We start from the raw sequence: 21,080 nt of genomic DNA, 5'->3' as shown, positions 1-21,080 counted from the left end.
GGCGCTGGTCCGGCGGCCAGTATCGCGCCCGGCTCCCCTGCGGCGACACCCGCTACCCGGTGGCCTCCGGTCCGACCTGCAGGCCCAGTGCGGTCACCAGCACCACCGCCTGCGCCGCGTCGACCTGCGCGCCGGCCAGCTCGACCTCCCGCGGGTCGAGGGCGGTCAGGTCGCTGCCGCGCAGGTCGGCGCCGGAGAGGTCCGCCCCGGTGAGCAGCGCGCCGGAGAGGTCCAGGTGCCGCAGGACGGCCCCGGCCGCCCGCACCTCCGTGAGGTCGGCCTCGCGCATCCGCGCGCCGGTGAGCGTCGCGCGCGACAGGTGCGCGCGCCGCAGGACGACGAAGGACCAGTCGCCGCCCTCGACGGTCATCAGGTCGACGTTGCAGCGGTCGAAGCTGCTGCCGACCAGCTTGCAGTCGGTGAACACCGCCTGGGCGAACGAGCAGCCGGTGAAGGTGCAGTTCACGAACGCGGCGTCGGCGTGCCGGCTCAGGGTGAACCGGCAGTCCCGGAACACGCAGTCGGTGAACACGGCGCCGTCGTCCGTGGTCTCGGACAGGTCGACCCGGCTGAAGGTGACCCCGGTGTGCTCCGAGCCCGAGAGGTCCTCGCCGTAGCGGTCCTCGTCCCGGACCTCGGTCCCGCTCACCCCAGCTCCACCCGGCTGGCCACCCGGGCCGCGACGACCACGGGGTCGTACACCGGTGAGAACGGCGGCGCGTAGGAGAGGTCGGAGCCGGCGAACTCCTCGGCGGTCAGCCCGGCCCAGATCGCGGTGGCCAGGACGTCGATCCGCTTGCCGGCACCCGGCCCGCCGATGATCTGGCCCCCGAGCAGTTGCCCGGATCCGCTGTCGCTGACCAGCTTCACCGTGATCGGCTCCGCGCCCGGGTAGTAGCCGGCCCGCGTCGTCCCCTCGATGGTCTCGGTGCGGAAGTCGTGGCCGGCGGCCTCGGCCTGGCCGCTGCACAGCCCGGTGCGCCCGATCTCCAGGTCGCCCACCTTGGTCACCGCCGTGCCGAGGACACCGGCGAAGCGGGCCGCCCGGCCGCCGATCACCGAGCCGGCCACGCGGCCCTGCTTGTTGGCGTGCGTGCCGAGCGCCACGTGCACCGCCTCGCCGGTCAGCCGGTGGAAGGTCTGGCTGCAGTCCCCGGCGGCGTAGACGGAGCCGTGCGACCGGCTGCGCTGGGTGCGGTCGACGTCGATCGCGCCGGTCTCGCCGATGCGCAGGCCGGCGGCGCGGGCCAGCTCCACCTCCGGGCCCATGCCCAGCCCGAGGACGACGAGGTCGCAGGCGTAGCTGCCGACGTCGGTGGTGACCGCGCGCGCCGCGCCGTCGGCACCCGTCTCGACCGCGCGCACCGGCTGGTCGGGCTGCACGTCGATGCCCATGTCACCGAGCGCCTTGCAGATCCGCTCCCCCATGTCCGCGTCGAGCAGGGACATCGGCAGCGAGTCGGCGAGCACGATGGTCACCTCGAGCCCGCGGGCCTGCAGCACCTCGGCCATCTCCAGGCCGATGTAGCCGCCGCCGAGGACCACCGCCCGGCGGGCGCCGGCCGCGACCGCGGCGCGGATGCCGGCGCCATCGGCCAGCCGGTGCACCCCGTGGACGCCGGGCGCGTCCAGGCCGGGGACGTCGGGACGCAGCGGCCGCCCGCCGGTGGCCACGACCAGCCGGTCGAAGCCGAGCGTCTCGCCGCCGCTGGTGCGCACCGTGCCGGCGTCCAGGTCGAGTTCCTCGGCGCGGGTGCCGGTGCGGACCTCGACGTCCTGGGCGGCGAACTCCCGCGGTGTGCGGGCGATCAGCCGGTCGCGGTCCTCGACGAGGTCGCCCACCCAGTAGGGGATGCCACAGGCGGAGAACGCGACGTCCGGGCCCTGCTCGAGGACGGTGATCGCGAGGTCCTCCGCCGGGCGCAGTCGCCGGGCCGCGGTGGCCGCGGACATCCCGGCGGCGTCGCCCCCGACGACGAGCAGGCGGTCTGCGCTCATGACGCCAGACTGTCACGCCTCCGCTGCACCGTGCCGGGGTCGAGCGGGACGAGGACCTGGGCTACTCCAGGCCGAGGTCGGCGAGGGTGAACGCGGCCCGGTACTCCAGACCCGCCGCCTCCACCGCGGCCCGCCCGCCCCGGTCCACGACGACCGCCACGGCGACCGGCTCGGCGCCCGCCTCGCGCAGCGCCTCGACGGCGGTCAGCGGGCTGGAGCCGGTGGTGGAGACGTCCTCGACCACGAGGACGGCGCGACCGGCGACGTCCGGCCCCTCGATCCGGCGCTGCAGGCCGTGCGCCTTGCCGGCCTTGCGGACGACGCACGCGTCGAGGAAGCCCTCCCCCGCGGCCGCCGCGTGCAGCATCGCGGTCGCGACCGGGTCCGCGCCCAGGGTGAGCCCGCCGACGACGTCGTAGCGCAGGTCCCCGGTGAGCTGACGCATCACCCGGCCCACCAGCGGCGCGCCCTCGTGGTGCAGCGTCAGCCGGCGCATGTCGATGTACCAGTCGGCCTCCTGCCCCGAGGACAACGTCACCCGCCCGTGGACGACGGCGAGGTCGACGACCAGCTCGAGCAGCCGGTCGCGGTCGGGCAGGGCGGCACCCTCACCGGGGCCTGCCCCGAGGGACGAGGAGTGCGGAGGGAGAGGGTCCTGTGCCATGCCGCCGACCCTAGGAGGACCCCGCCCTCCTCACCGTGGGAGGACCTCGTCCTCCCCACCCTTCGCAGGCTCAGGGTGGGACCCGGGACGAAGCCTGCGGTGAGCCGCTGGACGGGGCCACGGCGGGTTCCTGAGGGAGGCCGTTCCAGCACGCTCAGTCGGGTGGGGTGAGCACCTGGTCGACGACGTAGACCGTCGCGTTGAGCGTCGGCAGGTTGCCGCAGACGACCGTCGCGTCGGCCGCACCCAGCAGGGTCTGGTCGGCGCTGACCGTGAAGACCTCGCCCGCGCCGTCGATGGTCACCTGGCCGCCGTCGAGCGTGGTGTGCGTGCCGGCCAGCTCGCCGGGGGCCAGCCGGCCGGCGATGACGTGGTGGGTGACCAGCGCGGTCAGCCGCGGGGTGTCGGCCAGCAGCGGGTCGAGCGTGGCGGGCGGAACGGCAGCGAAGGCCTCGTCGACCGGGGCCAGCACGGTGAGGTCCTGGGTGGCGTCGAGGGACGCGGCGAGCGTGGCCGCGTGCACGGTGACCATCGTGTTGGCCAGCCCCGGGATGGTCGACATCGCGGTCGCGGCCGGGGCGGCGGCGAGGGCGGCCGGGCTGCCCGGCCCCTCGGGCGGGAGCCCGGCACAGCCGGGGCCGAAGGGTCCGGTCGGCGCGGGCGGGGCGGCCTCCGTCGCGGGCGTCGTCGCCGGCGCGCCGCTCGCCGCGGGGACGTCGTCCGCCGGCCCGTCGGAGCCGCAGCCGGCCAGCGGCAGCGCCAGTGCGGTGGCGGCGAGCAGGGCGCGGCGGATCGGGGTGCGCGTCACGGGGGCGGGGCTCCTTCGTCGGGGGCGCCCGCCATCATCCCCGGCGCGAGCCACCACAGCACGTAACGGCGCGGCTGCAATCCGGCACATGACCGCAGGCCGCCGTCCGTGAGGACGACGGCCCGCCGTCAGCGGTCGATCACATGGCCGGAGCGAGCACCTGGTCGGCGATGTAGACGGTGGCGTTCGCCGTCTGGACGTTGCCGCAGATGACCGAGGCCGGGGTGCCGGTCACGGTCTGGGCGACGGTGAAGTCCGCACCGGAGCCCTCGATGGTCACCTCGTCGCCGTTGAGGGTCGTGTGCGTGCCGGCCAGCTCGTCGGGGGCCAGCCGACCCTCGATGACGTGGTGGGTCAGGATGGCGGTGAGCTGGGTGTTGTCGGCCAGCACCGCCTGCAGCGCGTCCGGCGGAACGGCCTCGAACGCCGCGTTGGCCGGGGCGATCACGGTGACGTCCTCCGCGGTGTTCAGGGCGTCGACCAGGTTGGCCTGCAGAACGGCCTGCACCAGCGTGGACAGCACCGGGTTGTTGCTGGCCGCGGTGGCCACCGGGTCGTCGGTCATGCCGGTAAAGCTGCCCTCACCGTCGGCCGGGACCGCGGTGCAGCCCTCGCCGAACGGCTCGGCGGTGGCCGTGTCGGTGCCCATCGGCGTGCTGGTCTCCGGCGCGGCCGGGGACGAGCTGCTGGAGCCGGTGTCGGCGGCGGCGTCCGAGGCGGTGTCCTCGGCGCCACAGGCGCTCAGCGTGATGGCCGTGCCGGCGGCGGTGACCAGTACGGCGGTGCGGGTGAGGGTGCCCTTCACGGGGATCTCCTTGGTCGTCGTGCGGGGTCCGGCCCGCGACCCGGGGGGTCGCGGACCACGCCTGCGGCCGGCGGCCGAGACGAGCTGTGGGGTGGCTCAGGTCGCGTTGACCCGGATGGAGTGCAGTCCGCTCGACCCATCGGGGAACGGCTCGGCGCGCTCCGCGGTCTGCACCTCGCCCTCGGCGCTGGTCGCGCGGACGGTGAGCTGGTACGAGCCGGGGGCGAAGTCGTGGGGCAGCACCCACTGCCGCCACAGGTCGGCGTCCACCTGCGGGGAGAGCCGCGCCGGCAGCCACGGTCCGTCGTCGACCCGGACCTCGACGGCGCCGATGCCGCGGGTCTGCGCCCAGGCCACTCCGGCGATCGCACGGCGACCGGCCGGGAAGCGGCGCAGCGGCGCCGGGGTGTCGATGCGGGAGGCGATCTTGACCGGCGCCTGCGCGGCCCAGTCGCGCTGGGTCCAGTAGGCGTCGAACGCGTCGTAGGTGGAGGCCTCGATGCCCCTCAGCCACTTGCAGGCCGACACGTAGCCGTAGAGGCCCGGGATGACCATCCGCATCGGGAAGCCGTGCTCCACCGGGAGCGGCTCACCGTTCATCCCGAACGCGATCATCGCGTCCTCGACCTCGAGCGCCGAGCGCGTGGGGGCGCCGATGGTCATCCCGTCGGCCGAGCGGCAGACCAGCTGGTCGGAGCCGGGCCGGATGCCGTTCTCGCGGAGCAAGGCCCCCAGCGGGATCCCGAGCCAGCGCGCGGTGCCGGCCAGCCGGCCGCCGACCGTGTTGGAGACGCAGGTCAGGGTGATGTCGCGCTCGATGACGTCGGAGCGGCCGAGCAGGTCGTCGAGCGTGTAGCTGCGCGGGGTGTCGAACATCCCGGTCAGTGACAGCCGGTGGTCCGCCGGACTGATCTGCGGCACCGTGATCGCGGTGTCCACCCGGTAGAACTCGCGGTTGGGCGTGAACAGCGGGGTCAGGCCGACGATCCGCTCGGCGAGGTCGGCGCCGGCCGGCAGGGCCGCCGCCGGGGAGGCCGGGGCCGGGAGGACGAGGTCGGCCCGCGCCTCGCCGACGTGGAACCGGCGCAGCAGCAGGCGGCCGGCGCCCCCGGTGACGACGGCGGCGCCCGCGGCGGCAGCGCCGATGAGGAAGAAGCGGCGGCGGTCGAGCCCGGCGCCCTTGCGGTCACCGGCGCCGAGGGACGTCCGCAGACGCTCGGCCGGCGGCGTCCGGTCGCCGGGACGGGGGTGCGCGGCACCCGCCGTCGGCACGGTGAGCGGGGCCAGGAGCGCCAGCAGCGCGGCGACCCCCGCCAGCGCGCCGGCCAGCGCGGGCAGCGCGTCGAGCGGGCCGCCGGCGGGACCGGTGACGGCCGCGGCCGCGCCGACCACGCCGAACAGCGCGACGCCGGCCACCCCGACCGTCCGGTGGCGCAGCGCCAGGACGCCCAGGACCGCGGCGTAGAGGGCCAGAACGACCAGCGTGCCGACGACGAGGGCGGTCTTGTCGTTCTCACCGAAGGTCGCGATCGCGAAGGCCTTGACCGGCTCGGGGACCAGGGTGATGACCGTGTCGCCGACGGCGACGACCGGCGAGGACTGCGGGCCGATCAGGCCGGCGACGAGCTCGGCTGCGCCCAGCGCGACCCCGGCGGAGAGCAGCCCGGCGCCGGCGGCGAGCGGACGGCGCCCGCCGCCCTGCCCGGTCGCCGGCGGCTGCTCGGTGGTGGTCACGACTGGTCTTCGTGACCAGCCGCCCTATGGGTTCATCCTCCCGATCACAACTCCGTAACGAGCGGTCAGCGCAGTCCGGCCTGCCGGCGGGCGGTCATCGCCCGGTACCACTCGCTGGACGGCCGCAGCGCCAACGCGACGACGCCGACGATCGTCAGCAGCAACGAGATGACCGACAGCGAGTCGAGGAAGCCGGTGCTGGCCGTGGCCGCGCCCAGGCCGGCCAGGCCGAAGACGGCGCCGAGCCCGCCCAGCACGATGAGCACGATCCGCGCCCAGTTGCGGCCCTTCCAGGCGAACCAGATGAACAGGGCCTCGAGGGCGACCAGCAGCAGCCCGATCACGACGCCGATGACCAGGCCGGCCCGGATGACGTCCTCGGTGATCACCGGGTCGCTCGCCCTGGCCACCTCCTGGGCGACGAGGTCCTCGAGGCCGGAGAACTGCACCAGCGAGCCGATGAGGCCCAGGATGAGCGTGGCCATGAAGGCCCCGACGCCGACCCGCACCGTCGTCGGCCGCTCCGGCGCCTCCGGTGAGAAGTGGGAACCGGGCGCCGACGGGGCGGCGGCGTAGCCGTACGGCGGCTGCCCCTGCCAGCCCTGCTGGGGGTCCTGCCAGCCCTGCTGGGGCGGCGGGTTCTGCCACCCCTGCTGCTGCGGCGGCGGGTTCTGCCAGCCCTGCTGGGGCGGCGCCTGCCAGCCCGGCTGGTCCTGCGGCGGCTGCCACCCCTGCTGGGGGTCCTGACCGCCCTGCCCTGACGTCATCGCGCACTCCCTGCTCGCCGTCGAGTCCCTGCCGCGATGATCACCCACCCCGCCCACACCGGCCAGGGCCGGACGGCGATCGAGACCTGATCGATGGAGACGGCACCGGGCCCGCCGTCCCGGCTGGGACGGCGGGCCCGGTGACGCACTGGAACGGCCCTCCTGCAGGGACCCGCCCCGAGCTGGGAGCACCTCCCGCTCGCGGGGGACAGCGGGAGGTGGGGGCAGGGGGGTCCTCCCTCAGCCGCGGCGGACCGTCAGGCCCTCCTCGGCCAGGTCCTCGGGGGCGTCGACGACGACCTCGTCACCGTCCCGGACCTCACCGGACAGCAGGGCCCTGGCCAGCTGGTCGCCGATCGCCGACTGCACCAGCCGGCGCAGCGGGCGGGCGCCGTAGACCGGGTCGAACCCGTTGAGCGCCAGCCACTCGCGGGCGGCGTCGGTGACCTGCAGCGCGAGCCGGCGGGCGGCCAGCCGGCGGGCGAGGACGCCGACCTGGATGTCGACGATGCCGGCCAGCTCTTCGCTGCCGAGCGCGTGGAACACCACGACGTCGTCCAGCCGGTTGAGGAACTCCGGCTTGAAGTGCTGCCGGACCACGTCCATGACCGCCTGGCGGCGACGCTCCTCCGGGATCGACTGGTCGGCGATCAGGTGCGAGCCGAGGTTCGACGTCAGGATCAGGATGGTGTTCCGGAAGTCCACCGTCCGGCCCTGGCCGTCGGTGAGCCGGCCGTCGTCCAGCACCTGCAGCAGGACGTCGAAGACGTCCTGGTGGGCCTTCTCGACCTCGTCGAACAGCACGACGGTGTAGGGCCGCCGCCGCACCGCCTCGGTGAGCTGGCCGCCGGACTCGTAGCCGACGTAGCCGGGCGGGGCGCCGACCAGCCGGGCCACCGAGTGCTTCTCGGAGTACTCGCTCATGTCGATGCGGACCATCGCCCGCTCGTCGTCGAACAGGAACTCCGCCAGCGCCTTGGCCAGCTCGGTCTTGCCGACGCCGGTCGGGCCCAGGAACAGGAAGGAACCCGTGGGCCGGTTCGGGTCGGCCACCCCGGAGCGCGCCCGGCGGACTGCGTCGGAGACCGCACGGACGGCGTCGGGCTGGCCGACGACGCGCCGGCCGAGCTCGTCCTCCATCCGCAGCAGCTTCTGGGTCTCGCCCTCGAGCAGCCGCCCGGCGGGGATGCCGGTCCAGGCCTGGACGACCTCGGCGATGTCGTCGGGGCCGACCTCCTCCTTGAGCATCGAGTCGCTGCCCGCGACCGAGGTCTCGGCGTCGGCCAGGGCCTTCTCCAGCTGCGGCAGCCGGCCGTAGCGGAGCTCGGCGACCTTCGCCAGCTCGCCGTCCCGCTCGGCGCGCTCGGCCTCCAGGCGGGCCCGCTCCAGCTCCTCCTTGATCTGCTGGATGCGGACGATCGCGCTCTTGTCCTGCTGCCAGCGGGCGGTCAGCTCGTCGAGCTGCTGGCGCTTGTCGGCCAGGTCCGCGCGCAGCGTGGCCAGCCGCTCGACCGAGGAGGGGTCGTCCTCCTTGGCCAGCGCCATCTCCTCGATCTCCAGCCGGCGGACGGCGCGCTCGACCTCGTCGACCTCGACCGGCCGGCTGTCGATCTCCATCCGCAGCCGGCTGGCGGCCTCGTCGACCAGGTCGATCGCCTTGTCCGGCAGGAACCGGGCGGTGACGTAGCGGTCCGACAGCGTCGCCGCCGCGACGATCGCGGCGTCGGTGATCCGGACACCGTGGTGGACCTCGTAGCGCTCCTTGAGGCCGCGCAGGATGCCGATCGTGTCCTCGACCGAGGGCTCGCCGACGAAGACCTGCTGGAAGCGGCGCTCCAGGGCCGGGTCCTTCTCGATGTGCTCGCGGTACTCGTCGAGCGTGGTGGCCCCGACCATCCGCAGCTCGCCGCGGGCCAGCATCGGCTTGATCATGTTGCCGGCGTCCATGGCCGAGTCGCCGGTGGCACCGGCGCCGACGATGGTGTGCAGCTCGTCGATGAAGGTGACGACCTCGCCCTCGGACTCGGCGATCTCCTGCAGGACGGCCTTGAGCCGCTCTTCGAACTCACCGCGGTACTTGGCGCCGGCGACCATGCTCGCCAGGTCGAGCGCCATCAGCCGCTTGCCCTTGAGGCTCTCCGGGACGTCGCCGGCCACGATGCGCTGGGCCAGGCCCTCGACGATCGCCGTCTTGCCGACGCCGGGCTCGCCGATCAGCACCGGGTTGTTCTTGGTGCGGCGGGAGAGCACCTGCACGACGCGGCGGATCTCGGTGTCCCGGCCGACGACCGGGTCGATCTTCCCCTCGCGGGCGCGCTCGGTCAGGTCGACGGCGTACTTCTGCAGCGCCTGGAACGTGCTCTCCGGGTCGGCGGTGGTCACCTTCCGGTTGCCCCGCACGGTGCGGAAGGCCGCCAGCAGCGCATCGCGGGTCGCGCCGGCACTGGTGAGCACCGCCGCCGCCTCGCCGTCGGCGCTCGCCAGGCCGACCAGCAGGTGCTCGGTGGACACGAACTCGTCGCCCAGCGCGCTCGCCTGCTCCCCGGCCGCGTTGAGCACGCGGAGCAGCTCGCGGGACGGTGCGGGGGCGGGCACGGTCGCGCCGCTCACGCTCGGCATCCGCCGCAGCGCGGCGTCGGTCTTCGCCCGGACGTCGGCGACGTCGGCGCCCACGGCCTTGAGCAGCGGGCCGGCGATGCCGTCGGTCTGCTCGAGCAGCGCGGCGAGCAGGTGCAGGGGCTCCAGCGCGGCCTGACCGCGGTCGACCGCGAGCCGCTGGGCGGCGGTGATGGCCTCCTGCGAACGGGTGGTCAGCTTGCTCTGCATGGTCTGTGGGGACGGTCCTCTCGGGTGGGGCCGGGCACGCCGGCCGGCTGGTCTCGAGATGTCCAACGACCGCAGGGTTGAGTCTGTTCCGCTCAACCCTGCTGTGTCCAGGCCGTGCGGGACGTGGCCTCAGCGCCAGTGTGGGGCACGTCGAGCGGCAACCCCCGGTCGCCCGGGAGCCGGGGGCCTAGGATCTGAGGAATGACGCGTCTCCCGGCTCCGAGCGCGGTCCTCGAGGACCAGCTGTGCTTCGCGCTCTACGCCGCCTCCCGGGCGATGACCGCGCGCTACCGCCCGCTGCTCGACGCCATCGGACTCACCTATCCGCAGTACCTCGTGATGATGCTGCTGTGGGAGGAGGACAACCAGACCGTCGGTCAACTGGGCGCCCGCCTCTCGCTGGACAGCGGCACGCTGTCCCCGCTGCTCAAGCGGCTCACCACCGCGGGCCTGGTCACCCGCCACCGCCGGGTGGAGGACGAGCGCTCGGTCGCCATCGCGCTGACCGACGCCGGCCGGGAGCTGCGGGAGAAGGCCGACGCCATCTCCGGGGAGATCATCTGCGCGCTCGACCTGGACCGCGCCGAGTTCGCCGACCTCAAGGCCAAGCTGAACCTGATCACCGAGCGGGTCACCACCAACTGAAGAAGGACCCCCCTGCCCCCCACCACTCGCAAGCTCGCGGCGGGACCCTGCAGCGGGGCCGCCGTACCCGCATAGACGAGGAGATCGCATGCCCACCCGTACCGCTCGCACCGCCTGGAACGGCACCCTGCAGGAGGGATCCGGCCAGGTCGAGCTGTCCAGCTCGAAGGTCGGCACCTACGAGGTGTCGTTCCCCAAGCGCGCGGCCGAGGAGGCCGACGGCACCACCAGCCCCGAGGAGCTCATCGCGGCGGCGCACTCGTCCTGCTTCGCGATGGCGCTGTCCAACGAGATCGGCAAGGCCGGCGGCACCCCGCAGTCCCTGGAGGTCTCCGTCGACGTCACGCTGGGCCAGAAGGACGGCGGGCCGCACATCACGAAGATCGCGATCACCGTCCGCGGTGAGGTCGAGGGCCTCGATGCCGCCGGGTTCGAGCAGGCCGCGCAGGCGGCCAAGACCGGCTGCCCGGTGAGCAAGGCGCTGGCCGGGGTCGACGAGATGAGCCTGGACGCCGCGCTCGAGCAGTAGAAGGACCACCCTTCCCCCACACCTCGCTGGCTCGGCGCGGGGCCCTGGAGGGTGGCCGTTCCAGCACGTCACCACGGGAGCCGTTCCGGTCGGTCACCGGTGCGGCGGCGCGAGCACCGACCAGCCGTGCCGCCGCACCCGCCAGGTCCGGGCCAGGACGCCCTCCTCGACCTCGCCGTCCGCGTCGAGGTCGACCGGCCCCCCGGCGACCGACACCTGGCGTCCCCGCAGCACCAGGACGTCGGGCCGGTCGACGTGGTCGCCGCTGGTCAGCGCCGCTGCGAAGGCGGCGCGGGCGACCGGCCCGGTCGCGATCGCGACCACCACGTCGGCCAGCCCGTCGTCCGGCTCGGCCTGCGGGGCCAGCGGCGTCCCGCCGCCGATGGAACGGCCTGTGCAGACGCCGAGCATGAGCACGTCGCACGTGCCGTCGGCCGCCCAACCCTCGGAGGGGTGCGTCGCGACCCGGCCGTCGACCTCGACCCGCAGCAGCCAGCCGGGGCTGCTCACCCCCGCCAGCGCCGCACCCACAGGGTAGGCGGCCACGCCGAGCCGCTCCTTGAGCCGGTCGGCCTGGGCCCCGGCCCGCGCCCCGACCCCGGCGTGCACCGCGTTGACCACCAGCCCCCCGGCGTCGTCGTCCAGCAGGTCCAGCGGCCGGGGCCGGCCGGCGAGGACGACGGCCGCCCCCTCCTCCGGGTCCAGGGGCAGCCCCAGGGTCCGCGCGAGGTCGTTGCCGGTGCCGCGGGCCACGATGCCCACCGGATCGGCGGGGTCCAGCGCGCCGGCCCGGTCCAGGGCCCGCGCCACGGCGTGCACCGAGCCGTCGCCCCCCAGCACGACCAGCCGGCGTCCGTCCCGGGCGGCGACCGCGGCGTCCAGCTCGGCCGCCGACCCCGTCGCGACCACTTCGACGTCGGCGCCCGCGCGCAGCGTCCGGACCGCGGCCTCGACCGCGTCGTCCCCGGCCGTGCCGGCCGCGCGGTTGACCACCAGCAGCAGCCGGGACGCGTCGCTCACCGGCGCACCGTAGCCCGCGGCGGCGAGCGACTCGCCCCAGCGGATCGACCGGGCGCTCAGGCGGACTCGGTCTGCAGCCGCTCGTCGCCGCTCTCGGTCCGCAGGGCCACCTCGCGGATGAAGGCGATGGTCACGACCGCCACCACCGCGACCACGGCCGAGACGGCGAAGATCCGCCCGGTCGCGTCCCCGTACGCAGCCGCGATCAGCGCCCGGACCGCGGGCGGCGCGTCCGCGAGGTCGGCCAGGCCGGCCCCACCGGAGCCCTGCCCGGCGCCCGGCACCCCGGCCAGGCCCTGCGCGGTGAGCTCGCCGACGCGGGAGTCGAGCACGGCCCCGAGGACGGCGACGCCGATGGTGCCGCCGAGGCTGCGGAAGAAGGCCACGGCCGAGCTCGCCGCGCCCAGGTCGCGGGCGGCGACGGTGTTCTGCACGGCGAGGACCAGGTTCTGCATGGTCATGCCGATGCCGACGCCGAGGACGAACAGGAAGGCGCCGAGCAGCACCATGTCCGTCTCGTGGTCGACCGTGCCGAGCAGCGCGAAGCCGAGGACGACGAGCAGCGACCCCGCGACCAGGTAGCCCTTCCAGCGCCCGGAGCGGCTGATGAGGATGCCGGACACGGTCGAGGAGAGCAGCAGCCCGCCCACCATCGGGAGGGTCAGCAGGCCCGCGGCGGTCGGCGAGTAGCCGCGGGAGATCTGCAGGTACTGGCCGAGGAAGACCGACGACCCGAACATCGCCACACCGATCGCGATGCTGGCCAGGATCGACAGCGTCGTCGTCCGGTCGCGGAACAGCCGCAGCGGGACGATCGGCTCGGGCGCGCGCAGCTCGGTGACCACGAACGCGACGACGGCCAGCAGCCCGCCCCCGACGAACAGCGCCGTCTCGGTGGACGCCCACGCGAAGGTGCCGCCGGCCAGGGTGACCCAGATGAGCAGCGCGGAGACGCCGGCGGAGAGGAAGGCGGCCCCCAGGTAGTCGATGCGCACGGCGCGCCGGGTCACCGGCAGGTGCAGCGTGCGCTGCAGCAGCACCAGCGCGACCGCGGCGAAGGGGACGCCGACGTAGAAGCACCAGCGCCAGCCCAGCCAGCTGGTGTCGACGAGCAGTCCGCCGATCAGCGGGCCACCGACCGTGGCCACCGCCATGACGGCGCCGATGAGACCGGAGTACCGGCCCCGCTCGCGCGGGCTGATCATCGCGGCCATCGCGATCTGCACGAGCGCCTGGATACCGCCGAGTCCGAGGCCCTGCAGCACCCGCCAGGCGATCAGCGTCTCGACCGACTGGGCGAGGCCCGCCAGCATCGAGCCGACGATGAACACCACGATCGAGAGCTGGATCAGCAGCTTCTTGCTGTAGAGGTCGGAGAGCTTGCCCCAGATCGGGGTCGAGGCCGTCGAGGCCAGCAACGTCGCGGTGACCACCCAGGTGTACTGGCCCTGCGTGCCGCGCAGCTCGGTGATGATCGTCGGCAGGGCGTTCGACACGACCGTCGAGGACAGGAACGCCACGAACATCGCCAGCAACATCCCGGACAGTGCCGAGAGGATCTGGCGGTGGGTCATCCGCCCCGGCTGCTCCGCAGGGGCGACATCGCTGAGGGGGACATCGCCGAGGGGGACATCGCCGAGGGGGATGCCGGCGGGCGCCGGGGTGGCGACGGCCGCGGTGCGGTCGTCGCGGGCGGTGGTGGCCACGGTTCTCCTGGACTGGCTGGTGCGGTGGGTGGGTGGCGCGAGGTGGCCGCGGGTCACGAGGCGGCGGGGTGGACGACGGCGGGAGCCCGGTCGAGGTCGGTCGCGAGCCGCTCCAGCAGCCCGGACAGCAGCCGCGCGTCGTCCTCACCCCAGTCGGCGAGTGCGGCGGCCGCCCACCGGGCGCGCAGGGCGCGGGTCACGGCCAGGGCACGGACGCCCTCGTCGGTGAGGTGCACCAGGCTGGCCCGGCCGTCCTGCGGGTCGGGACGGCGCTCGACGTAGCCGGCCCGCTCGAGGGCCGCCAGCTGCCGGCTGGCGACGGAGACGTCGACACCGGCCCGCGCCGCCAGGGCGCTGCAGCGCTGCTCGCCGTCCTGCTCCAGGGGCACCAGCAGCGCCCAGCCGAACGCGGGCAGGTCGCCGTACAGGGCGTCCGCGGCGCGGACGCCCAGCTGGCGTCCGCTGCGGATGACGCGGCCCACTCCGGCGGTGAGCCGGTCACGGGTCTCGGGGGTGATGGGCACGGGGCTCCTCGCCACGCGGAAGTACTTGCAGACCGCAACCATACATCTAGTTGGTTGCGGTCTGCAACTTCATCCGCGACGGCGAGCCGCCCTCCGGTCAACCGGCCGGGCGACCGCCGTCCCGTCCGAGCTCGGTGGCCAGCGCGGCCGCCGCCGACTGCAGCAGCGGCACCGCACGGGGCACCGCGTCCAGCCCCAGCCGCCCCGCCGGACCGGACACCGAGATCGCCCCCGCCGCGGCGCCACCGGGCACGGGGACGGCCACGCACCGGACGCCGGTCTCCTGCTCGCCGTCGTCGACGGCGTAGCCCTGGTCGGCGATCGCGGGCAGCTGGCGCAGCAGTTCGTCGGGGTCGGTGACGGTGAGCTCCGTACGCGCGGGCATGCCGCCCTGCACCAGCAGCTCGCGGGCGGTCCCGGGGGGCAACTGGGCCAGCAGCACCTTGCCGACGCCGGTGCAGTGCAGGTGCACCCGCCGACCGACCTCGGTGAACATCCGCATGGAGTGCCGCGACGGCACCTGCGCGACGTAGACGACCCGGTCGCCGTCGAGCATGGCCAGGTTCGCCGTCTCCCCGATGGCGTCGACCAGCCGGGTCAGGTGCGGCTGGGCCCACGTGGCGAGCATCCGCGACGCGAACTCCCCCAGGTGGATCAGCCGCGGCCCGAGGACGTAGCGCCGTGAGGGCAGCTGGCGCACGTAGCCGCGGCCCACGAGGGTGCGCACCAGCCGGTGGATCGTGGAGACGGCCAGGCCGCTGTCGGCCGCCAGCCGGCTGATGGCCACCTCGCCGCCGGCGTCGGCCATGAGCTCGAGGAGCAGGAAGGCGCGGTCCAGCGACTGCACGCCCTCCGCCGACCCGCCAGCGGCCATGCGCCCGCTCCCCTCGTCCCGCTCGGCCGACCCAGTTCCGGACCGTGGGGACCTCGGGTTGACCGCCGTGATGGGTCCCACTAGTTTTCCAGTAATCAGACAGCTCGTTCCACGATGCGGAATGACAGTACTCCGACCTCCCGCTGAGCGGAACGGGTCGGCCCCCCAGCACAGCGACTCCAGGGAGAACCATGAGCACCATCGCCGGCGTGGACGGCCTCGAGGTCACCGGTCCGATCGAGGACCGGTTCGACGAGGTCCTCACCCCCCGGGCGCTCGAGCTCGTCGCCCTCCTCCACCGCGAGCTCAACGGCCGCCGGCTCGAGCGGCTCGCCGCCCGGCAGGAGCGGGTCCGCGCGCTGGCCGACGGGGCCAGCCTGGGCTTCCTGGAGGAGACCCGGTCGATCCGCGAGGACGACTCCTGGCAGGTCGCCCCGCCCGCGCCCGGCCTGGTCGACCGCCGGGTCGAGATGACCGGCCCCACCGACCGGAAGATGACGATCAACGCGCTCAACTCCGGCGCCAGGTGCTGGCTGGCCGACCAGGAGGACGCGAACTCCCCGCTGTGGACCAACGTGGTCAACGGTCCGCTGAACCTGATGGACTCGATCGACGGAACGCTCGAGTTCACCAGCCCGGAGGGCAAGGAGTACCGCGTCCGCGACGACGTGGAGCTGCCCACGATCATCGTGCGCCCGCGCGGCTGGCACCTGCCCGAGAAGCACATCACCGTCGACGGCGAGCAGACCTCCGGCAGCCTGGTCGACTTCGCGCTCTACCTGGCCAGCTGCGGCCAGAAGCAGATCGACCGCGGCCAGGGCCCGTACTTCTACCTGCCGAAGATGGAGAGCCACCTGGAGGCGCGGCTCTGGAACGACGCCTTCAACCTGGCGCAGGACCACCTGGGCATCCCCCGCGGCACCATCCGCGCGACCGTGCTCATCGAGACCTACCCCGCGGCGTTCGAGATGGAGGAGATCCTCTACGAGCTCCGCGACCACTCCGCCGGCCTCAACGCGGGCCGCTGGGACTACATGTTCAGCGTCGTCAAGACGTTCCGGACCCGCGGCGAGGACTTCCTCCTCCCCGACCGCAACTCCGTGACGATGACCGTGCCGTTCATGCGCGCCTACACCGAGCTGCTGGTGCGCACCTGCCACAAGCGCGGCGCGCACGCCATCGGCGGCATGGCGGCCTTCATCCCGTCGAAGGACCCGGCCGTCAACGAACAGGCGTTCGCCAAGGTCCGGGCCGACAAGGAGCGCGAGGCCAACGACGGCTTCGACGGCTCGTGGGTGGCCCACCCGGGCATGGTGGAGCTCTGCACGGAGGTCTTCACCGCCGTCCTCGGCGACCGGCCGAACCAGATCGACAAGAAGCGCGAGGACGTGCAGGTCGCGGCCGAGCAGCTGCTCGACGTGCGCTCCACGCCGGGCGAGATCACCGAGGCGGGGCTGCGCAGCAACATCAGCGTCGGCATCCAGTACATCGAGTCGTGGCTGCGCGGTTCAGGCGCGGTCGGCATCAACAACCTCATGGAGGACGCCGCCACCGCCGAGATCTCCCGCAGCCAGGTCTGGCAGTGGCTGCACAACGGGGTGCGGCTCTCGAACGGCGAGACGGTCACCCGCGAGCTGGTCGAGCGGATCACCGACGAGGAGATGGAGGCGATCGCCGAGGCCCGCGGCGACGCCTTCTCCTCCGGCCGCTGGGACGACGCCCGCGCGCTGTTCCTGGAGATGGCGGTGTCCGACGAGTACTCGGACTTCCTGACCCTGCCCGCATACGAGCGGATGCCGTGAGGACGCCATGACCACCACCGCCGGGACGACCACCGCCGGGACCACCACCGCCGGGACCGCCGTCGCCGAACCGGTCCGCTCCGATCGCACCGCCGCCCTGGCCGACCGGCTCCGGCGCGCGGTCGGCACCGAGCGGGTGCTGACCGACCGCACCCAGGTCCGCACCTACGAGTGCGACGGGCTGGCCAACTTCAAGGTCACCCCGGCGATCGTGGTGCTGGCCGAGAGCCGGCAGCACGTCGTCGACACCGTCCGGCTCTGCGCCGAGGCCGGCGTCCCCTTCGTGGCGCGCGGCTCGGGCACCGGCCTGTCCGGCGGCGCGCTGCCGAGTGCCGACGGCGTGCTGCTGGTGCTGTCGCGGCTGCGCACGCTGTCCCCGGTGGACGCGGACAACCGCCAGGTCACCGTCGAGCCCGGGGTCATCAACCTGTGGGTCACCCGGGACGCGGCGCCCCACGACCTGGCCTACGCACCCGACCCGTCGTCCCAGCTGGTCTGCTCGATCGGCGGCAACGTGGCCGAGAACGCCGGGGGCGCGCACTGCCTCAAGTACGGCTTCACGGTCAACCACGTCCTCGGCGCCGAGGTGGTGCTGCCCGACGGCGAGGTCGTCCACCTCGGCGGGCGGGCTCCCGAGCACCCCGGCTACGACCTGCTGGGCGCCTTCATCGGCAGCGAGGGCACCCTGGGCGTGGCCACCGAGCTCACCCTGCGGCTGATCCGGGTGCCGGAGGCGGTGCAGACCATGCTGGTGGGCTACTCCTCGGTCGAGGACGCCGCCGGCACGGTCAGCGACATCATCGCGGCCGGGATCCTCCCCGCCGCCGTCGAGATGATGGACGCGCTGGCCATCGAGGCCGCCGAGGCCGCGGTGAGCTGCGGCTACCCCGAGGGCGCGGTGGCGGTGCTGGTCATCGAGCTGGACGGCCCGCGCGTGGAGGTCGAGGCCCAGTTCGCGCAGGTCGAGGAGATCGCCCGGGCCCGCAACGCCTTCGAGACCCGCATCGCGGCCGACGACGCGGAGCGGGCGCTGATGTGGAAGGGCCGCAAGTCGGCGTTCGCGGCGGTCGGCCGGATCAGTCCGAGCTACTTCGTGCAGGACGGCGTCATCCCCCGCACGAAGCTGCCCGAGGTGCTCACCGAGATGAAGCGCATGGCCGACGAGAAGGGCCTGCGCGTGGCCAACGTCTTCCACGCCGGCGACGGCAACCTGCACCCGCTGGTGCTCTTCGACGACGCGGTCGAGGGCCAGGCGCACGAGGCCGAGGAGCTGGCCGGCGACATCCTCGAGCTCTGCGTCACCTCCGGCGGCTCGATCACCGGCGAGCACGGGGTGGGCAGCGAGAAGCGCATGAAGATGGCCAAGCAGTTCACTCCCGAGGACCTCGACACGATGCAGCTGCTGCGGTGCGCCTTCGACCCCGACGGCATCGCCAACCCGGGCAAGGTCTTCCCGACCCCGCGGCTGTGCGGCGAGCGGCCCGGCGTCCGCAAGGGCGAGCACCCGGTGCAGGCCGCCGGCCTGGGCGAGGTCTTCTGATGACCGCGGTGACCGCCGCTCGCCGACCGGGGGACGCCGGTGACGCGGTCGGTGGCGTGGTGCCGCGCGAGGTGGTCCGGCCGGGCACGGTCGAGGAGGTCGCCGAGGTCCTGCGGGCCGCGGCCGCCGAGGGTCGCGCCGTCGTCCCGGTCGGCGGGCGCAGCAAGCTCACCTGGGCCGCGCCGCCGGAGTCGTGCGACCTGCTGGTGGACCTCACCGGCCTGGACCGCGTCGTCGAGCACGTGGCGGGTGACCTCACCGTCGTCGCCGAGGCCGGGGTCCGTCTCGCGGACCTGCAGGCGCAGGTCGGCGAGGCCGGCCAGCTGCTCGGTCTCGACCCGCCCGAGGACGGCGCCACGCTGGGCGGCATCGTGAGCGCGAACGCGTCGGGACCGCGCCGCCTGCGCTACGGCACCACCCGCGACCTGCTCATCGGCATCACCGTCGTGCTCGCCGACGGCACCGTGGCCCACGCCGGTGGCAAGGTCGTCAAGAACGTCGCCGGGTACGACCTCGGCAAGCTGTTCACGGGGGCGCACGGAACGCTCGGCGTCGTGGCCTCCACCACCTGGCGGCTGCACCCGGTGCCGCCCGCGCGCCGGGTGGTCACGCTGGAGGTGCCGGACGCGGCGGCCGCCGGCCCGCTGTCGATCGCGCTGGCCCGCTCGACGCTCACCCCGTCGGCCGTGGAGCTGGTCGGCAGCGCCGGCGGAGCCGCCCGGCTGATCGTGCTGTTCGAGTCGATCGCGGAGTCGGTGGCCGGGCAGGCGCGCGCCGCCGTCGCCCTGCTGGGTGGCGGTGAGGAGTCCGAGGACCTGCCCGGGGACCTCGGCCGGCGACCCGGCGGGGCGGACGACGTGCTGCTGCGGCTGGCCTACGCGCCGGCTTCGCTCTCGGCGGTGCTGGCCGCACTGCCTGCCGGTACGGCGGTGGCCGCGCACGCCGCCACGGGGGTGTCCTACGCGGCCGTGCCGGCCGCCGAGGCGGCCGATGCGCTGCCCCGGCTGCGTGCCGCCCTCGCGCCGCACGACGGGACGGCGGTGGTCCTGCGTGCGCCCGAGGCCGTCCGCGACTCCCTGGACCACTGGGGGCCGGTCGGCGACTCGCTGGACCTGATGCGGCGGGTCAAGGAGAGGTTCGACCCCGAGCGGCGGATGTCGCCGGGCCGGTTCGTCGGAGGGGTGTAGATGACGGAGATCACGCCGGGCAGCCACGACCAGGGCGACGCGCCCCCGCCCGGGTCCCCCGGCGCCTCCCCGAACGTCGGCCCCGTGCGCGACTCGGTCGCCGACCTGCCGGCCGGAGCGCCCACCGGGGCCGTCCGGGCGGCCGACGAGGCCCCCTCCGCGGTCGTCGGGGCGCGCCGTCCGCTCGACATCGGCCAGGACATCGACCTGCCGGCCGGCACCGGGGCCGCCACCGTGGGCACCTCGACCCTGCTCGGCCTGCCGAGTACGCGGCAGGCCGTGCAGCCGGCCTTCGACGACCACCACCCGCCGGACCCCGCGCTCATCGGTGACTGCGTGCACTGCGGGTTCTGCCTGCCGACCTGCCCCACCTACGTGCTCTGGGGCGAGGAGATGGACAGCCCTCGCGGGCGCATCTACCTCATGAAGGAGGCGCTGGAGGGCGAGCCGCTCGACGACTCGATGGTGCGGCACTTCGACCAGTGCCTGGGCTGCATGGCCTGCGTGACCGCCTGCCCGTCCGGCGTCCAGTACGACAAGCTCATCGAGGCCACCCGCCCGCAGATCGAGCGGCGCTACCAGCGGTCGCGGGCGGAGAAGTTCTACCGCGACCTCATCTACAACCTGTTCCCCTACCCGCGGCGGCTGCGTGCGCTGCGCGGGCCGCTGCGCGCCTACCAGGCCAGCCGGCTCGGCAGCCTGCTGACCCGCACCGGGCTGATGAGCAAGCTGCCGGGCCCGTTGATGGCCATGGAGTCGCTGGCACCCAAGCTCGGCCCGGTGGAGCGCGTCCCCGAGCGGACGCCGGCCGCGGGGCAGCGGCGGGCGGTCGTCGGGCTGCTCGCCGGCTGCGTGCAGGGCACCTTCTTCCCCGACGTGAACGCCGCCACCGTGCGCGTGCTGGCCGCCGAGGGCTGCGACGTCATCACGCCGAGGCGGCAGGGCTGCTGCGGCGCCCTGCCCGGCCACGGCGGCCGCGAGGAGCAGGCGCTCGACTTCGCCAAGCGGACGATCGAGACCTTCGAGCAGGCCGGGGTCGACTACGTCGTCGTGAACGCCGCCGGCTGCGGCTCGAACATCAAGGAGTACGGGCACCAGCTGCGCGACGAGCCGGAGTGGGCGGAGCGCGCCGAGGCGCTGGCCCGCAAGTCCCGGGACATCAGCGAGTTCATCGTCGAGATGGGCCCGGTCGCCGAGCGGCACCCGCTGCCGATGACCGTGGCCTACCAGGACGCCTGCCACCTGGCCCACGCGCAGGGCATCCGCGAGGAGCCGCGGAAGCTGCTGCGCGGGATCCCGGGCGTGGAGCTCAAGCAGATCGCCGAGGCCGAGCTGTGCTGCGGCAGCGCCGGCACGTACAACATGCTGCAGCCGGAGCCGGCACGGGAGCTCGGCGAGCGCAAGGCGGCCGCCGTCCTCGCCACCGGCGCGGACCTGATGGTGACCGCCAACCCGGGCTGCTGGATGCAGGTGGCGACCACGCTGGCCCGGATGGGAAAGCGGATGCCGGTCGCGCACACCGTCCAGGTGCTCGACGCCTCGATCCGCGGGGTGCCCGTCGAGGACCTGCTCGAGCGGGCGCTCACCGGTCCCGGCACCGCCCTGGCCCGGGCCGCCACCTCGGACGGGTGAAGAAGGACCCCCCTGCGGG

At 74.3% G+C, this 21,080-nt stretch carries 18 protein-coding genes; 6 read left to right on the top strand and 12 right to left on the bottom strand.

Annotated features, from left to right (window positions below; translation table 11 throughout):
* Window positions 1-52 precede the first annotated feature (52 nt).
* From BUB17_RS18255 to clpB, 8 genes are all read right to left on the bottom strand, one after another.
* Window positions 53-649 (bottom strand): pentapeptide repeat-containing protein, encoded by a 597-nt coding sequence (locus BUB17_RS18255; RefSeq protein ID WP_072920110.1) that lies wholly within the window; start codon window positions 647-649, stop codon window positions 53-55.
* A complete protein-coding gene (locus BUB17_RS18250; RefSeq protein ID WP_072920109.1) occupies window positions 646-1,998 on the bottom strand; it encodes an FAD-dependent oxidoreductase in 1,353 nt (450 codons plus the stop codon). The genes BUB17_RS18255 and BUB17_RS18250 overlap by 4 nt, the downstream gene beginning before the upstream one ends.
* 61 nt (window positions 1,999-2,059) lie before the next feature.
* On the bottom strand, window positions 2,060-2,662 hold the full coding sequence (gene pyrE / locus BUB17_RS18245; protein ID WP_244277354.1) for an orotate phosphoribosyltransferase: 603 nt from the start codon (window positions 2,660-2,662) through the stop codon (window positions 2,060-2,062).
* Window positions 2,663-2,816: 154 nt separating this feature from the next.
* Window positions 2,817-3,470 (bottom strand): fasciclin domain-containing protein, encoded by a 654-nt coding sequence (locus BUB17_RS18240; protein ID WP_072920108.1) that lies wholly within the window; start codon window positions 3,468-3,470, stop codon window positions 2,817-2,819.
* A 139-nt stretch (window positions 3,471-3,609) separates the two neighbouring features.
* Window positions 3,610-4,275 (bottom strand): fasciclin domain-containing protein, encoded by a 666-nt coding sequence (locus BUB17_RS18235; RefSeq protein ID WP_072920107.1) that lies wholly within the window; start codon window positions 4,273-4,275, stop codon window positions 3,610-3,612.
* 96 nt (window positions 4,276-4,371) lie between these two features.
* Window positions 4,372-6,009: a molybdopterin-dependent oxidoreductase gene (locus BUB17_RS18230; RefSeq protein ID WP_072920106.1), complete on the bottom strand. Its 1,638-nt coding sequence runs from the start codon at window positions 6,007-6,009 to the stop codon at window positions 4,372-4,374.
* A gap of 65 nt (window positions 6,010-6,074) precedes the next feature.
* On the bottom strand, window positions 6,075-6,776 hold the full coding sequence (locus BUB17_RS26940) for a hypothetical protein (RefSeq protein ID WP_072920105.1): 702 nt from the start codon (window positions 6,774-6,776) through the stop codon (window positions 6,075-6,077).
* A 240-nt stretch (window positions 6,777-7,016) separates the two neighbouring features.
* On the bottom strand, window positions 7,017-9,602 hold the full coding sequence (gene clpB / locus BUB17_RS18220) for an ATP-dependent chaperone ClpB (RefSeq protein ID WP_072920104.1): 2,586 nt from the start codon (window positions 9,600-9,602) through the stop codon (window positions 7,017-7,019).
* A gap of 201 nt (window positions 9,603-9,803) precedes the next feature.
* Between clpB and BUB17_RS18215 the strand changes: the two genes are divergently transcribed.
* Both BUB17_RS18215 and BUB17_RS18210 read left to right on the top strand, forming a co-directional pair.
* The gene (locus BUB17_RS18215) at window positions 9,804-10,247 is read left to right on the top strand and encodes a MarR family winged helix-turn-helix transcriptional regulator (RefSeq protein WP_072920103.1); all 444 of its coding nucleotides are present in this window, start codon (window positions 9,804-9,806) and stop codon (window positions 10,245-10,247) included.
* A gap of 88 nt (window positions 10,248-10,335) precedes the next feature.
* Window positions 10,336-10,776, top strand: a complete 441-nt coding sequence (locus BUB17_RS18210) for an OsmC family peroxiredoxin (protein ID WP_072920102.1) — start codon at window positions 10,336-10,338, stop codon at window positions 10,774-10,776.
* A 93-nt stretch (window positions 10,777-10,869) separates the two neighbouring features.
* On the opposite strand, the gene BUB17_RS18205 is transcribed toward BUB17_RS18210, so the two are convergent.
* From BUB17_RS18205 to BUB17_RS18190, 4 genes are all read right to left on the bottom strand, one after another.
* Entirely contained in the window at window positions 10,870-11,796 is a 927-nt protein-coding gene (locus BUB17_RS18205; RefSeq protein ID WP_072920101.1) for a diacylglycerol/lipid kinase family protein, read from the bottom strand.
* 56 nt (window positions 11,797-11,852) lie between these two features.
* Entirely contained in the window at window positions 11,853-13,502 is a 1,650-nt protein-coding gene (locus tag BUB17_RS18200) for an MDR family MFS transporter (RefSeq protein WP_072920100.1), read from the bottom strand.
* Between the two features lie 53 nt (window positions 13,503-13,555).
* Window positions 13,556-14,026: a MarR family winged helix-turn-helix transcriptional regulator gene (locus BUB17_RS18195; protein ID WP_072920099.1), complete on the bottom strand. Its 471-nt coding sequence runs from the start codon at window positions 14,024-14,026 to the stop codon at window positions 13,556-13,558.
* A 97-nt stretch (window positions 14,027-14,123) separates the two neighbouring features.
* Window positions 14,124-14,900, bottom strand: a complete 777-nt coding sequence (locus BUB17_RS18190) for an IclR family transcriptional regulator (RefSeq protein WP_072920098.1) — start codon at window positions 14,898-14,900, stop codon at window positions 14,124-14,126.
* A 191-nt stretch (window positions 14,901-15,091) separates the two neighbouring features.
* Here BUB17_RS18190 and aceB point away from each other — a divergent pair, with 191 nt between their 5' ends.
* Genes aceB through glcF form a run of 4 tightly spaced genes read left to right on the top strand, consistent with a single transcriptional unit; the run spans window position 15,092 to window position 21,061 of the window.
* Entirely contained in the window at window positions 15,092-16,702 is a 1,611-nt protein-coding gene (gene aceB / locus BUB17_RS18185; RefSeq protein ID WP_072920097.1) for a malate synthase A, read from the top strand.
* A 7-nt stretch (window positions 16,703-16,709) separates the two neighbouring features.
* Window positions 16,710-18,242: an FAD-linked oxidase C-terminal domain-containing protein gene (locus BUB17_RS18180; protein ID WP_083606419.1), complete on the top strand. Its 1,533-nt coding sequence runs from the start codon at window positions 16,710-16,712 to the stop codon at window positions 18,240-18,242.
* Complete coding sequence (locus BUB17_RS18175) at window positions 18,242-19,429, top strand: FAD-binding oxidoreductase (protein ID WP_072920096.1); 1,188 nt, start codon at window positions 18,242-18,244, stop codon at window positions 19,427-19,429. The genes BUB17_RS18180 and BUB17_RS18175 overlap by 1 nt, the downstream gene beginning before the upstream one ends.
* Window positions 19,430-21,061, top strand: coding sequence for a glycolate oxidase subunit GlcF (gene glcF / locus BUB17_RS18170; RefSeq protein WP_175561408.1), 1,632 nt, complete (start codon window positions 19,430-19,432; stop codon window positions 21,059-21,061). It begins immediately after the preceding gene.
* Window positions 21,062-21,080: the final 19 nt, after the last annotated feature.

Source organism: Geodermatophilus obscurus, assembly GCF_900143215.1.
GTDB lineage: Bacteria > Actinomycetota > Actinomycetes > Mycobacteriales > Geodermatophilaceae > Geodermatophilus > Geodermatophilus obscurus_A.
This window is presented reverse-complemented; position numbering and strand designations above follow the sequence as displayed.